This is a genomic window from Microbacterium sp. FG3, from assembly GCF_057809335.1.
In genome coordinates this window covers 20,770-34,354 of the sequence record NZ_JBMDJT010000008.1, presented here as the reverse complement: position 1 = coordinate 34,354, position 13,585 = coordinate 20,770, and the positions used below count along the sequence as shown (strand labels likewise).

The window sequence follows — 13,585 nt, the reverse complement described above, 5'->3', positions numbered from 1 at the left end:
ATCTTGGGAGGCAGAGTGGCCGAGCTCTCGGATGTCTACTTCGTCGACGGTGTCAGGACGCCCTTCGGGCGCGCCGGCGAGAAGGGCATGTACTGGAACACCCGCGCGGACGATCTCGTCGTGAAGGCGATGATCGGGCTCATGGAGCGCAACGCGGATGTGCCGAAGGACCGGATCGATGACGTGGCGATCGCCGCGACGTCGCAGACGGGCGACCAGGGACTGACGCTGGGGCGCAGCACCGCGATCCTCGCGGGTCTCCCCCAGACCGTGCCCGGCCTGGCGATCGAGCGCATGTGCGCCGGCGCCATGACGGCCGTCACGACCATGGGCGCCTCGATCGGCGTCGGCATGTACGACCTCGCCCTCGCGGGCGGCGTCGAGCACATGGGTCGCCACCCGATCGGCGCCAACGCCGACCCCAACCCGCGCTTCGTCGCGGAGCGGATGGTCGACCCGGGCGCGCTCAACATGGGTGTCACGGCCGAGCGGATCCACGACCGCTTCCCGCACCTCACGAAGGAGCGCGCCGATCGGTTCGGCATGCGCAGCCAGCAGAAGGTGCAGGCCGCTTACGAGGCCGGCAAGATCCAGCCCGACCTCGTGCCCGTGGCCACCACCGGCGCCGACGGCGCCTGGGCGCTCGCGACCGAGGACGAGGGCCGCCGCCCCGAGACGACGCTCGAGGGTCTCGCGAGCCTCAAGACGCCGTTCCGCCCGCACGGCCGCGTGACGGCCGGCACCTCGTCGCCCCTCACCGACGGCGCCACGATCAGCCTGCTCGCCGGCGGCAGCGCCGTGAAGGAGCTGGGCCTGACGCCCAAGATGCGCATGGTGTCGTTCGCGTTCTCCGGCGTGCAGCCCGAGATCATGGGCATCGGCCCGATCCCCTCGACCGAGAAGGCGCTCGCCAAGGCGGGCCTGGCGATCGACGACATCGGCCTGTTCGAGCTGAACGAGGCCTTCGCGATCCAGGTGCTGTCGTTCCTCGATCACTTCGGGATCGACGACGAGGACCCGCGCGTGAACCAGTGGGGGGGCGCGATCGCCCTCGGTCACCCGCTGGCCGCGTCCGGCGTGCGCCTGATGATCCAGCTCGCGGCCCAGTTCGCCGAGCGCCCCGACGTCCGCTACGGCCTCACGGCCATGTGCGTGGGCCTGGGCCAGGGCGGCTCCGTGATCTGGGAGAACCCCCACTACACCGGCAAGAAGCGGAAGTGACCGGACGCATGACCGACTACGAATCGATCGATTTCTCGACGCTCGACGCCGCCTCCGAGGAGGAGGTCGTCACGCACTCGCTTGTGCGTGATGTGACCCTTCCCAGCGGACGCGTGCTCGCGCTGATCACGCTGCACAACGGCCGCGACCACACCCGCCCGAACACCCTCGGGCCGCGCACGCTGACCGAGCTGAACGGCGTGCTGGAGGAGCTCAAGCACCGGGCCGCCGCCGGCGAGATCCAGGCCGTCGCCATCACCGGCAAGCCGTACATCTTCGCCGCCGGCGCCGACCTCTCGCAGATCACGGCGCTCGACGGGCGCGAGAGCGCGCTCCTCATCGCTCAGCGCGGGCACCAGGTGCTCGGCAAGCTCAGCGACCTGGGCGTGCCCTCGTTCTCGTTCGTGAACGGGCTCGCGCTCGGCGGCGGCGTGGAGATCGCGCTGAACTCCACGTACCGCACCGTCGACTCGTCCGCCGCGGCGATCGCGCTGCCCGAGGTGTTCCTCGGGATCATCCCCGGCTGGGGCGGCGCGTACCTGCTGCCGAACCTCATCGGCATCGAGAACGCGCTCGAGGTGATCATCTCGAACCCCCTCAAGCAGAACCGCACGCTCAAGGCGGCGCAGGCGTACGAGATGGGCATCTTCGACGCCATGTTCTCGCCGGCGAACTACCTCGAGGACTCGCTGAACTGGGCCGACGGCGTGCTCGAGGGCACGGTCAAGGTCGAGCGGCGCAACGTGCCGGGCAAGATGGAGAAGCTCACGAAGTGGCCGATCGCCATCAAGATGGCGCGCGGCATGCTCGAGAGCCGCATCGGCACCGTCCCCCGGTCGCCGTACCGGGCGCTGGACCTGCTCGACAAGGCGCGCTCGGGCTCGAAGGAGGACGGCTTCGCCCGCGAGGACGAGGCGCTCGCCGACCTCGTCACGGGCGACCAGTTCGCCGCCTCGATGTACGCCTTCGACCTCGTGCAGAAGCGCGCGAAGCGCCCGGTGGGCGCGCCCGACAAGGCGCTCGCGCGCAAGGTCACCAAGGTCGGCGTCATCGGCGCGGGCCTCATGGCCAGCCAGTTCGCGCTGCTGTTCGTGCGCCGCCTGCAGGTGCCCGTGCTCATCACCGACGTGTCGCAGGAGCGCGTGGACAGGGGCCTGTCGTACATCCGCGACGAGATCGGCAAGCTCGAGGGCAAGGGCCGCATCGACGCCGACGAGGCCAACCGCCTGCGCGCGCTCGTGCGCGGCACCGTCGACAAGAGCGAGTACGCCGACTGCGACTTCGTGATCGAGGCGGTGTTCGAGGAGACGAAGGTCAAGCAGGACGTCTTCCGCGAGATCGAGGCGATCGTCTCGCCCGAGGCGATCCTCGCCACGAACACGTCGTCGCTGTCGGTCGAGGAGATCGGCTCGGTGCTGTCCAACCCCGAGCGCCTCATCGGCTTCCACTTCTTCAACCCCGTGGCCGTGATGCCCCTCGTCGAGGTCGTGCGCACGCCGCAGGCCAGCGACGAGGCCATCAGCACGGGCTTCGTCGTCGCGAAGAACCTGAAGAAGAACGCGATCGGCACCACGGACGCGCCGGGCTTCATCGTGAACCGCCTGCTGGCGAAGGTCATGGGCGAGGCCGCGCGCGCGATCGACGAGGGCACGCCGCTCATGACGGTCGAGAAGGCGTTCGCGCCGCTCGGCCTGCCGATGACGCCGTTCCAGCTCATCGACCTCGTGGGCTGGAAGGTCGCCGCGCACGTGCAGGACACGATGGCGCGTCACTTCCCCGACCGCTTCCACGCGTCGGCGAACCTGCACGCCCTCGCCGAGCTGGACGAGGTCGTCGAGAAGGACAAGGGCGGCCGCGTCACGGGCTGGACGAAGCAGGCACAGAAGGCGCTCACCGTCGGCAAGAGCCCGGCGTCGGAGGAGGAGATCCTCCGACGCGTGGAGGACGAGCTGGCCCGCGAGATCCACATCATGCTCGAGGAGAAGGTCGTGCCGGAGGTCGAGGACATCGACCTGGCGCTCATCCTCGGCGCCGGCTGGCCGTTCATCGACGGCGGCGCCACGGTCTACCTGGACCGTGTCGGCGCCTCGGAGCGCGTCTTCGGCTCGACGTTCCACACGCCCCCGATCCGCGGCATCGCATCGCGCTGACCGCACGCGCGAGACGGGAGGGATCGACGGATCCCTCCCGTCTCGCGTTTCCGAGAAAACTACTGCCGGGACTTCTCGACCGGGCCCGTGACAGCCGGCAGGCCGCTCGCGCCCTCGGGGCGCGCGACGGGGATGCGGGTGCCCAGCACCTGCGAGACGACATCGTGCGCGATCTTCGCCGCGCTCAGGCCGGCGTCCTCGAGGATCTCCTCTCGGGACGCGTGGTCGAGGAACGCGTCGGGCAGGCCGAGCTCGTCCACTGCTGTGTCGACGCCGGCCTCGCGCAGCACCTGGCGCACGCGGGTGCCGATGCCGCCGACGCGCAGGCCGTCCTCCAGCGTGATGACGAGACGGTGCCGCGCCGCGAGCTCGACGATCGAGTCCGGCACCGGCACGACCCAGCGCGGGTCGACGACGGTCGCGCCGATCCCCTGCGCGCGCAGCCGCGTGGCCACATCCAGTCCGATCTGGGCGAACGGACCGATGCCGACGATGAGCACGTCTTCCGCGGTGCCGCGCGCGAGCACGTCCACGCCGTCGTCCAGGCGCTCGAGGGCCGGGATCGAGGCCGCCACGCTTCCCTTGGGGAACCGGACGACGGTGGGGGCGTCCGAGACCGCCACGGCCTCCTGCAGCTCCTCGCGCAGCCGCTCGGCGTCGCGCGGGGCGGCGATCCGGATGGTCGGCACGATGTGCAGCAGCGCCAGGTCCCACATGCCATGGTGGCTCGGCCCGTCGGGTCCGGTCACGCCGGCGCGGTCGAGCACGAAGGTGACGCCCGCCTTGTGCAGCGCGACGTCCATGAGCACCTGGTCGAACGCCCTGTTCACGAAGGTCGAGTACAGCGCGACGACGGGATGCAGGCCGCCGTACGCGAGGCCCGCCGCCGACGCGACGGCGTGCTGCTCGGCGATGCCCACGTCGTACACGCGATCGGGGAAGCGCTCGGCGAACGGCGCGAGTCCCGTCGGCCGCAGCATGGCCGCCGTCATCGCGATGACCTCGGGGCGCTGCTCCCCCACCCGCACGAGCTCGTCGGCGAAGACATCGGTCCAGCTCTGCGAGGACGAGGACGAGACCGGCTCGCCCGTGTGCGGGTCGATGCGGCCGACGGCGTGGAACTGGTCGGCCTCGTCGTCGCGCGCCGGCTGGTAGCCGCGGCCCTTCTCCGTGATGGCGTGCACGAGCACCGGGGCGCCGTACGACTTCGCCAGCTCGAGCGTCTCGCGCAGCGCCTTCACGTCGTGCCCGTCGACGGGCCCGAGGTACTTGATGTCGAGTTGCGAGTACAGCGCGCGGTTGTTCGTGAAGCGCGAGAGGAAGCCGCGCGTGCCGCCGCGCAGGCCCCGGTAGAGCGCGCGGCCGGCCGGGCCCAGCAGGCGGTCGGCCAGCCGGCTCGACTTGGCGTCCAGGTCGCGGTAGACGCCGCCCGTGCGCACGCGGTTGAGATAGCGCGCCATCCCGCCGATCGTGGGCGCGTACGAACGGCCGTTGTCATTGACGACGATCACGAGGTTGCGGTCGTTGTCGTCGGTGATGTTGTTGAGCGCCTCCCACGTCATGCCGCCCGTGAGCGCGCCGTCGCCCACGACGGCGACGACGTGGCGATCCGCCCGCCCCGTGCGCGTGAAGGCGCGGGAGATGCCGTCCGCCCAGCTCAGCGAGCTGGAGGCGTGCGACGACTCCACGACGTCGTGCGGGCTCTCGGAGCGCTGCGGGTAGCCCGCCAGTCCCCCGCGGGCGCGAAGGTTCGCGAAGTCCTTGCGGCCCGTGAGCAGCTTGTGCACGTACGACTGGTGGCCGGTGTCGAAGATGATCGGATCGTCCGGCGAGTCGAACACGCGGTGCAGCGCGATCGTCAGCTCGACCACGCCGAGGTTCGGGCCGAGGTGTCCGCCGGTGCGGGCCACATTCGCGATGAGGAACTCGCGGATCTCGCCGGCGAGCTCCGCGAGCTGCGCATCGGAGAGCGCGTCGAGATCGCGCGGCCCGCCGATCGCGTCGAGAAGACTCATGCGCAAAGCCTACGCCGCGGGCCCTCCCCGCAGGCTGAACGGAGCCGCCGAAAACGCAAGGGGGCAGACCCGAATTCTCCCGCGACGCAGCGCGCCCCGCCCGGCCGAGGCCGAGCGGGGCGTGCGTCGCGCGGGGCGATCAGACGAGGCTGCGCAGCACGTACTGCAGGATGCCGCCGTTGCGGTAGTAGTCGGCCTCACCGGGCGTGTCGATGCGGACGATCGCGTCGAACTCGATCGTCTGCTTGCCCTCGGCCGAGTGCTCGCTCGGCTCGGCGACGACGTGCACCGTCTTGGGCGTGACGCCCTCGTTGAGCTGCTCGAGGCCCGAGATCGAGACGATCTCGGTCCCGTCGAGGCCCAGCGACTCCCAGCTCTCGCCGGCGGGGAACTGCAGCGGCACGACGCCCATGCCGATGAGGTTCGAGCGGTGGATGCGCTCGAAGCTCTCGGTGATGACCGCCTTCACGCCGAGCAGGCGCGTGCCCTTGGCCGCCCAGTCGCGCGACGACCCGGAGCCGTACTCCTTGCCGCCGAAGATGACCAGCGGGGTCTCCTGCGCGGCGTAGTTCTGCGCGGCATCGAAGATGAACGACTGCGGGCCCTCGGGCTGCGTGAAGTCGCGGGTGTAGCCACCCTCGATCTGCTGGCCGTCGTTGACCGCCTTGACGAGCGCGTTCTTGAGGCGGATGTTCGCGAACGTGCCGCGGATCATCACCTCGTGGTTGCCGCGTCGCGAGCCGTAGGAGTTGAAGTCGCGCTGGGCGACGCCGTGCTCCATGAGGTACTGCGCGGCGGGGGTGCCGGCCTTGATCGAGCCCGCGGGGCTGATGTGGTCGGTCGTCACCGAGTCGCCGAGAGCCGCGAGCACGCGGGCACCGGTGATGTCGGAGACGGGCTCCGGGGCCATCGTCATGCCCTCGAAGTACGGCGCCTTGCGCACGTAGGTCGAGTTCTCGTCCCACTCGAAGATCGGGCCGCTCGGGGTGTCGAGCGACTTCCACCGCTCGTCGCCGTCGAACACCGTGGCGTACTGCTTGATGAACTGGTCGCGCGAGATCGAGGAGTCGATGATCTCCTGCACCTCGTCGGGCGCGGGCCACACGTCCTTGAGGAACACGTCGTTGCCGTCCGCGTCCTTGCCCAGCGGGTCGGTCTCGAAGTCGAAGTTCATCGAGCCGGCCAGCGCGTACGCCACGACGAGCGGCGGCGAGGCGAGGTAGTTCATCTTCACGTCGGGGCTGATGCGGCCCTCGAAGTTGCGGTTGCCCGAGAGAACGGCCGTGACGGCCAGGTCGTTCTCGTTGATGGCCTCCGAGACCTCCTCGATGAGGGGGCCCGAGTTGCCGATGCAGATCGTGCAGCCGTAGCCGACGGTGTAGAAGCCGAGGCCCTCGAGGTCCTTGTCAAGGCCCGACTTCTCGTAGTAGTCGGTGACGACCTTCGAGCCGGGGCCGAGCGTCGTCTTGACCCACGGCTTGCGCGTCAGGCCCTTCTCGCGCGCCTTGCGGGCGAGGAGGCCGGCGGCGATCATGACCGACGGGTTCGACGTGTTCGTGCATGACGTGATGGCGGCCAGCGTGACGGCGCCGTTGTCGAGCAGGTACGACTCGCCCTCGGGCGTGGTCACCTTCACGGGCTTCGACGCGGCGTGCGGCGCGCCGCTGACGAGCATCGACTCCACGTGCTGGTGCTCGCGCTCGCCGTCGTGCTGGTGGGAGACGCCGTTGGACGGCATGTGCTCGTGCTCCACGCCCGGGGTGGTGCCGGGGTCGGAGGCGGGGAACGTGCCCTCGACCTCGACGGAGTCGTCCGGCATCCCCGCGTAGCTGAGGATGTCCTTCTCGAACTGCGACTTGGCCTCCGACAGCAGGATGCGGTCCTGCGGGCGCTTCGGGCCGGCGATCGAGGGGACGACCGTCGAGAGGTCGAGCTCCATGTACTCGCTGAAGACGAGCTCGCGCGACGGGTCGTGCCAGAGGTGCTGCTCCTTGGCGTACGCCTCGACGAGCGCGACGGTCTGCTCGTCGCGGCCGGTCAGGCGCAGGTAGTCGAGCGTGACGTCGTCGATCGGGAAGATGGCGGCGGTCGAGCCGAACTCGGGGCTCATGTTGCCGATGGTGGCGCGGTTGGCCAGCGGCACCGATGCGACGCCCTCGCCGTAGAACTCGACGAACTTGCCGACCACGCCGTGCTGGCGGAGCATGTCGGTGATCGTGAGCACCACGTCGGTCGCGGTCACGCCAGCGGGGATGTCGCCCGTGAGCTTGAAGCCGACCACGCGCGGGATGAGCATCGACACGGGCTGGCCCAGCATGGCCGCCTCGGCCTCGATGCCGCCGACGCCCCAGCCGAGCACGCCGAGGCCGTTGACCATGGTCGTGTGCGAGTCGGTGCCGACGCACGTGTCGGGGTAGGCGCGCAGCACGCCGTCGACCTGGCGGTCGTAGACGACCTTGGCCAGGTGCTCGATGTTCACCTGGTGGACGATGCCGGTGCCCGGGGGAACGACCTTGAAGTCCTGGAACGCGGTCTGGCCCCAGCGCAGGAACTGGTAGCGCTCGCCGTTGCGCTCGTACTCGATCTCGACGTTGCGCTCGAGCGCGTTCTCGGTGCCGAACAGATCGGCGATCACCGAGTGGTCGATGACCATCTCGGCCGGCGAGAGCGGGTTGATCTTGTCGGGGTCGCCGCCGAGCTCCGTGACGGCCTCGCGCATGGTGGCGAGGTCGACGATGCAGGGCACGCCCGTGAAGTCCTGCATCACGACGCGGGCGGGCGTGAACTGGATCTCCGTGCTCGGCTCGGCCGCGGCATTCCACGATCCGAGGGCGCTGATCTGCTCCTTGGTGATGTTCGCACCGTCCTCGGTGCGGAGCAGGTTCTCGAGGAGGACCTTGAGGCTGAAGGGCAGCGCCTCGTAGCCCTCGACCGCATCGATGCGGTAGATCTCATAGTCGGTGCTGCCGACCGTCAGGGTGCTCTTGGCACCGAAGCTGTTCACCGTGGACACCGGTTCCGTCTCCTTCGGGATCGACCGCGGAATTCCCTCCCCATCCTGCCCCTGCGAGGGCTCCGCGGCTAGCAAGGAGCACCTAACAGTCGTCGCCGGACGAGGGGGACGATTTATCTTGACGTCAAGATAAATCCATTATGCACGATCGTCGCGGTCGGCACGCGCATACAGGGCGCGCACGGCGAGCCACGTGACCGCCACGAGGGGCGCGAACAGCGGCAGCCCCATGAGCAGCTTCGCCGTGCCGAGCTCGACCACGGCGCCCGACAGGTAGAGCGGCAGCTGCACGGCGAGCCGGGCGTAGAACAGCGCCGCCCACGCGATCGCGAGCCAGAAGTAGGCGCGGCGCTTGCGCCGGTCGGCGCGCCACGCCGTGCCCTCCCCCATGAGGAACCCGCCCGCGAGGCCGATCACCGACCAGCCGACGAGCGCGGAGACGAGGATGGCGGTTCCGTACACCGCATTGGTGACGAGCCCCGGCAGGAAGTTCTGCTCGCCCTGGCCGGTGAACAGGGCCAGCGCGGCCGCGAAGCCCGCCGCGACGAGCCCGCCGAGGGCGGCTGCCGGCGTGGATCGCTGCGCGAAGCGCACGATCGTGAACAGCGCCGCGAGACCCACCGACACCGCCAGCGACAGCCACAGCGGCTCGGGGCGGACCGTGTAGACGAGCACGAACGCGAGGCTCGGCAGCACCGACTCGAGCACCCCCCGGAAGCCGCCCATCGCCTTCCAGACGACGCCCCCGGCCGTGGCCTCCTCGGCGGGGTCGATGCCGGCGCGGCGCGCCGCCTCGCCGAACGCCTGCCCCAGCAGATCCGAGGCGGCGGGCGGCGGGGTGAGATCGGCGGACTCCCGACCGGCCGCCGTGTCGCGGTCGCGCGGCGCTGCGGGATCGCTCACGCCGCGCCCGGCGCCTGCGGCATCTTGAGCGGGATGAGGTCGCGGGGGGGGGGGGGGGTGGGGCCCCCCCCCACCACGACGAGCGAGCGGAAGAGGACCTGGACCTGCTCGGCCGCGGCGGGGTCGCTCGCGGCCGCGCCGCCGATCACGCCGCGCAGGAACCAGCGCGGCCCGTCCACTCCCACGAAGCGGGCCAGGCGCATCGCCTTGCCGCCCTCGGCGTCGGCCGTGGGCACCTCGGCGAGCAGCTCGGGACCGAAGGGGCCGCCGCGCTCCTCGACGCGGCCGCCCTGCTGGCGCACCTGCTCGCGGATCTGGTCGCGCGTCTCGCCCCACAGGCCCGTGGACCGCGGCGCGGCGAAGGGCTGCACCTGCAGCGTCGAGCCCGCGTAGTCCAGGCCGATGGCGACGATCCGCTTCGTCTTCTCCTCGACCTCGAGCCGCAGGTTCAGGCCCTCGCGGGGCAGCACCTTCAGCCCTCCCAGGTCGATGTACGGCCGCACCGCGTTCGCCTCGGACTCGTCGAACGGCCCGCTCTGGGCGCGCCCGACCGGCGCCGACTTGGCGCTCGCCTCGGCATCGGCCGGCGCCACCGGCGTGACGTCCTCGGCCGCGTTGTCGTCGCTCACTTGGTCTCCCCTGTCTGGTAGCCGGTGGATCCGAACCCGCCCTCGCCGCGCCCGCTCTCCGGCAGCTCCTCGACGGGCACGAAGCGCGCCCGCGGCACCGGCATCACGATCAGCTGCGCGATGCGGTCGCCCACGGCGATGTCGTACGCCTCGCGGGCGTCGGTGTTCAGCAGCGCGACCTTGATCTCTCCGCGATAGCCGGCATCGACGGTGCCGGGCGCGTTCACGATCGTGATGCCGTGCTTGGCCGCCAGCCCGCTGCGCGGCACGACGAACGCCGCGTGGCCCTCCGGCAGCGCGATGCGCACCCCGGTGCCCACGAGCGCGCGCTCGCCCGGCTCCAGCCGCACCGCCTCGGCGGCGACCAGATCGGCGCCGGCGTCGTCGGGGTGGGCGTAGGCCGGGATCACGGGTGCGACAATAGGCACGTCCACGGTTTCGGTCACGCAACGAGGGTAATGCAGATCACATCAACGCCGACCCGGTCGTCGCGCGCGACGTACCGCGAACGCCTCTCCCCCTCGCTCCGGCTGCTGGGCGGGGCCGCCGTCGTCGCGCCGATGGCGTCGCTTGTCTTCGTGCAGATCGACCGCGCCCTGGCGCTGGGCATCGGCATCGCCGTCGCGATCGCGGTCGTCGCGCTCCTCGTGGGGCTCGCCCCCGTCGTCGAGGTGCGCGGCACCGAGCTGCGCGCGGGCCGCGCCCGCATCGAGGCGCGCTTCCTCGGCGAGCCCGTGGCGCTCACCGGCGCGGATGCCCAGGCGGCGCGCGGCCGCGACATCGACGCGCACGGGTGGCACCTGATCCGCGGCGGGATCGACGGTCTCGTCGTCGTGCCGAACACCGACCCGGACGACCCCGTGGGCTCGTGGACGATCTCGTCGCGCACGCCCGAGCGCCTGGCCGCCGCGATCCGGCTCGCCCAGCACGCCTGATCCGGTCCCCGCAACGGCGAAGCGCCCGGCCGCCTCCGAGGAGGCGCCGGGCGTTTCGCGTTCGCGGGTCAGGCCGCGCAGTCCTTGCAGATGAGGCCGTTGGGGCCGTCCTCGGCGAGCTGCGAGCGGTGCTTCACGAGGAAGCAGTTCATGCACGTGAACTCATCCTCCTGCGGGGGAAGCACGACGACGTCGAGCTCGACGTTGGACAGATCGGCGCCGCCCAGCTCGAAACCGGGATTGTCGGCATCCTCCGTGTCGGCCGACCCCGGCTGCGGGTTGTTCCGCGCGGCCTTGAGCGCCTCGATCGACTCGTTGCTCTCGTCTTCGGACTTGCGGGGGGCGTCGTAGTCGGTTGCCATCGGAGGGCGTCACACTTCTTTCGTTGGAGCTCAGGCGCCCCGAACCGTGCGGCGGGGCGGCGATAGTCTGCATGAGCGGGAACGGATTCGCAAACGCACACGCGGCTCCCCGCGGACCCACAGCAATCGCTGCCGGTGAAACCCGCGGCACGCCCACGGTATTCCCGGCGTTGGGCCCGCAGCGTGACAGCATGTGAGTCACCGCAGAGCGCGGAAGGAGCACGCATGGAACAGCTCACGGTCATCGGATCGGAGGACGGCGCCCTCGTCCTCGCGAACGAGTCGGGAGAGCGCTTCACCGTCGCCGTCGACGACGTGCTGCGCTCCGAGATCCGCCGGGCCAGCACGACGACCCGGCCCGCGCCGCGCACCGCCGCCAGCCCCCGCGAGATCCAGAAGCACATCCGCGCCGGCATGTCGGCCGAGGAGGTGGCCGAGCTGCTCGGCGCCGACCTCGATGACGTGCGGCGCTTCGAGGGACCCGTGGTCGCCGAGCGCGAGCACATCGTGAGCCAGGCGCTCGCCGTGCCCGTGCTCATCGGCAGCGAGCTCGACGGCGACGCGAACCCGACGTTCGGCGTCGCGATCCGCGGCAAGCTCGCGAGCCTGCACGCGACGGGCGAGCGCTGGACCAGCTGGAAGGAGCCCAGCGGCTGGATCGTGAAGCTGGAGTTCACGGCCGGCGAGGTCGAGCACGACGCCCGCTGGTCGTTCGAGCCCCGCCGCAGCGCGCTGTCGCCGCTCAACTCCGACGCCACCCAGCTGTCGCGGCAGGGCCCGCTGCCCGAGGGACTGATCCCGCGCCTGCGCGCGCTCGACACGCCCTCCAAGGACGACAGCCGGTTCGACACCGACGCGTTCGGCCCGCGCCGCCTGCCCGACGCCGAGCCCGAGGCAACGGCGCCGCTCGCGGCCGTCTCGAGCCGCGAGGTGCGCGACACCGCCACGCGCCGCGCGCCCGAGGAGCACAGCACGTCGCCCGAGACGGCCGACCTGCTCGAGGCGCTGCGCCGCCGCCGCGGCCAGCGCGAGACGGCCCCCATGAGCGAGCTGGACGAGAGCGCCGCGCGGCACCCCGCCAGGGGCAGCGCGCCGGTCGCGCTGTTCGAGGCCATGGACGAGGCCACCCGCCCGGCCGAGGCTCCCGAGAAGCGCGATCCGGAGCCCGAGCCGGAGCGCGAGTCCGAGTCGCCGCGCCGCCGCGGTCGCGCCGCCATGCCGTCGTGGGACGAGATCGTCTTCGGCGCCCGCAGCGACGACTAGCCGGCGAACGCGCCGAGGCGGATGAACGGGACTGTCATCTCCTCAGGGCTCGTCGATCCGTGCTGGCCGATCATGTCCTGCGGCTTCTTGTCGGCGAGGCGGTCGTCGTAGAACGCCCACGTACCGCGCGCCGCGACGAGCACGTCGCCGATCCGGCCCCGCACGTGATCCGCCACCGCGGGGCCGAACAGCCCGGCGGCGAGTGCCTCGTCGCGCGTCGCGACGTCCGCGGTCCCCTCCGATCCCGCGCGCCAGGCCTCGGCCAGCGACGCGACGTCGCGCCCCGGCTCGGCGTAGACGTGCAGCATGCGCGGCTCGCCGCCGAGGTGCGCCACGCCGTCGAGGCGCGGGTCGCCGTCGCGCAGCAGCACGTGACGATGCCGCGGCACGTCGACCATGCCGTGATCGGAGGTGACGACGGCGCCGATGCCGTCCGGCAGCCGCTCGGCCGCACGCAGCGCGCCGTCGACGCGCTCGAGAGCGTCCACCCAGCGGTCCGAGGCGACGCCGTGCTTGTGCCCGGCCTGATCGAGCTCCGGCAGGTAGCAGTAGACGAGCCCGCCCTCGTGGCGCTCGGCCAGCGCGAGGGACACGCGCACCCGCTGGGCGAGGTCCTTCTCCCCCACGAACTCCGCACCGCGCATGATCGCGCGCGTGAGTCCGGTGCCTGCGTACTTGTCGAGGCTCACGGCGAAGGGGCGCAGCCCCGCCGCGGCCGCGGCCTCGAAGACGGTCTCGCAGCGCTGCCACGCATCCGGGTCGAGGCCGTCGCGCTCGTAGCCGTTCAGCTGGTTCGCGAGCGCACCGCGCTCGGGATCGAGCACGCGATAGCCGACCAGGCCGTGCTCGCCCGGCCAGGCTCCCGTCAGCAGGCTCGTCAGCGCGGCCGCGGTCGTGGAGGGGAAGACGGTGCGCGCGACGTCGCGCCGCGCCATGGCCCCGGCGAGGAAGCGCGCGTGCGCGCGGTGCGCGCGCAGCGGGATCGCGCCGAGCCCGTCGACGACGAAGAGCACGGCGGATCGCGCCGCCGGCAGCCCCGACGGGCGGCCGGTCAGCGACGCCAGCAGGTCCGGCGCCACCCCGGTGAGGCTCCG

The 13,585-nt window shown here is 71.5% G+C and carries 11 protein-coding genes; 4 read left to right on the top strand and 7 right to left on the bottom strand.

What is annotated here, in order from left to right:
* Positions 1–15 precede the first annotated feature (15 nt).
* Both ACODR5_RS04470 and ACODR5_RS04465 read left to right on the top strand, forming a co-directional pair.
* On the top strand, positions 16–1,221 hold the full coding sequence (locus ACODR5_RS04470) for a thiolase family protein (protein ID WP_460817733.1): 1,206 nt from the start codon (positions 16–18) through the stop codon (positions 1,219–1,221).
* An 8-nt stretch (positions 1,222–1,229) separates the two neighbouring features.
* Positions 1,230–3,371, top strand: coding sequence for a 3-hydroxyacyl-CoA dehydrogenase NAD-binding domain-containing protein (locus tag ACODR5_RS04465; RefSeq protein WP_488982895.1), 2,142 nt, complete (start codon positions 1,230–1,232; stop codon positions 3,369–3,371).
* A gap of 59 nt (positions 3,372–3,430) precedes the next feature.
* On the opposite strand, the gene dxs is transcribed toward ACODR5_RS04465, so the two are convergent.
* From dxs to dut, 5 genes are all read right to left on the bottom strand, one after another.
* Positions 3,431–5,386 carry a 1-deoxy-D-xylulose-5-phosphate synthase gene (gene dxs / locus ACODR5_RS04460; RefSeq protein WP_488982860.1) on the bottom strand — a complete coding sequence of 652 codons (1,956 nt, stop codon included), beginning with the start codon at positions 5,384–5,386 and terminating at the stop codon, positions 3,431–3,433.
* 139 nt (positions 5,387–5,525) lie between these two features.
* Positions 5,526–8,399, bottom strand: a complete 2,874-nt coding sequence (locus tag ACODR5_RS04455; RefSeq protein WP_488982859.1) for an aconitate hydratase — start codon at positions 8,397–8,399, stop codon at positions 5,526–5,528.
* Between the two features lie 138 nt (positions 8,400–8,537).
* Complete coding sequence (locus ACODR5_RS04450; RefSeq protein WP_460817729.1) at positions 8,538–9,302, bottom strand: DUF3159 domain-containing protein; 765 nt, start codon at positions 9,300–9,302, stop codon at positions 8,538–8,540.
* Positions 9,299–9,895: a DUF3710 domain-containing protein gene (locus ACODR5_RS04445; RefSeq protein ID WP_488982894.1), complete on the bottom strand. Its 597-nt coding sequence runs from the start codon at positions 9,893–9,895 to the stop codon at positions 9,299–9,301. Before ACODR5_RS04445 ends, ACODR5_RS04450 begins: the two co-directional genes overlap by 4 nt.
* 32 nt (positions 9,896–9,927) lie before the next feature.
* Positions 9,928–10,377: a dUTP diphosphatase gene (gene dut, locus ACODR5_RS04440; RefSeq protein ID WP_449854159.1), complete on the bottom strand. Its 450-nt coding sequence runs from the start codon at positions 10,375–10,377 to the stop codon at positions 9,928–9,930.
* A 12-nt stretch (positions 10,378–10,389) separates the two neighbouring features.
* On the opposite strand from dut, the gene ACODR5_RS04435 reads away from it, so the two are divergent.
* Positions 10,390–10,866 carry a DUF3093 domain-containing protein gene (locus ACODR5_RS04435; RefSeq protein ID WP_449854158.1) on the top strand — a complete coding sequence of 159 codons (477 nt, stop codon included), beginning with the start codon at positions 10,390–10,392 and terminating at the stop codon, positions 10,864–10,866.
* A 68-nt stretch (positions 10,867–10,934) separates the two neighbouring features.
* Here ACODR5_RS04435 and ACODR5_RS04430 read toward each other — a convergent pair whose 3' ends face one another.
* Complete coding sequence (locus ACODR5_RS04430; RefSeq protein WP_449854157.1) at positions 10,935–11,228, bottom strand: DUF4193 domain-containing protein; 294 nt, start codon at positions 11,226–11,228, stop codon at positions 10,935–10,937.
* Positions 11,229–11,453: 225 nt separating this feature from the next.
* Between ACODR5_RS04430 and sepH the strand changes: the two genes are divergently transcribed.
* Positions 11,454–12,491 carry a septation protein SepH gene (gene sepH, locus ACODR5_RS04425; protein WP_449854156.1) on the top strand — a complete coding sequence of 346 codons (1,038 nt, stop codon included), beginning with the start codon at positions 11,454–11,456 and terminating at the stop codon, positions 12,489–12,491.
* Here sepH and ACODR5_RS04420 read toward each other — a convergent pair.
* Positions 12,488–13,570: an alkaline phosphatase family protein gene (locus ACODR5_RS04420; RefSeq protein WP_449854155.1), complete on the bottom strand. Its 1,083-nt coding sequence runs from the start codon at positions 13,568–13,570 to the stop codon at positions 12,488–12,490. The genes sepH and ACODR5_RS04420 overlap by 4 nt on opposite strands.
* Positions 13,571–13,585 lie beyond the last annotated feature (15 nt).

Coding starts and splice junctions, on each gene's coding strand:
- sepH (WP_449854156.1), top strand. CDS start 11,454: ATGGAACAGCTCACGGTCATCGGATCGGAGGACGGCGCCCTCGTCCTC.
- ACODR5_RS04465 (WP_488982895.1), top strand. CDS start 1,230: ATGACCGACTACGAATCGATCGATTTCTCGACGCTCGACGCCGCCTCC.
- ACODR5_RS04430 (WP_449854157.1), bottom strand. CDS start 11,228: ATGGCAACCGACTACGACGCCCCCCGCAAGTCCGAAGACGAGAGCAAC.
- dxs (WP_488982860.1), bottom strand. CDS start 5,386: ATGAGTCTTCTCGACGCGATCGGCGGGCCGCGCGATCTCGACGCGCTC.
- ACODR5_RS04435 (WP_449854158.1), top strand. CDS start 10,390: ATGCAGATCACATCAACGCCGACCCGGTCGTCGCGCGCGACGTACCGC.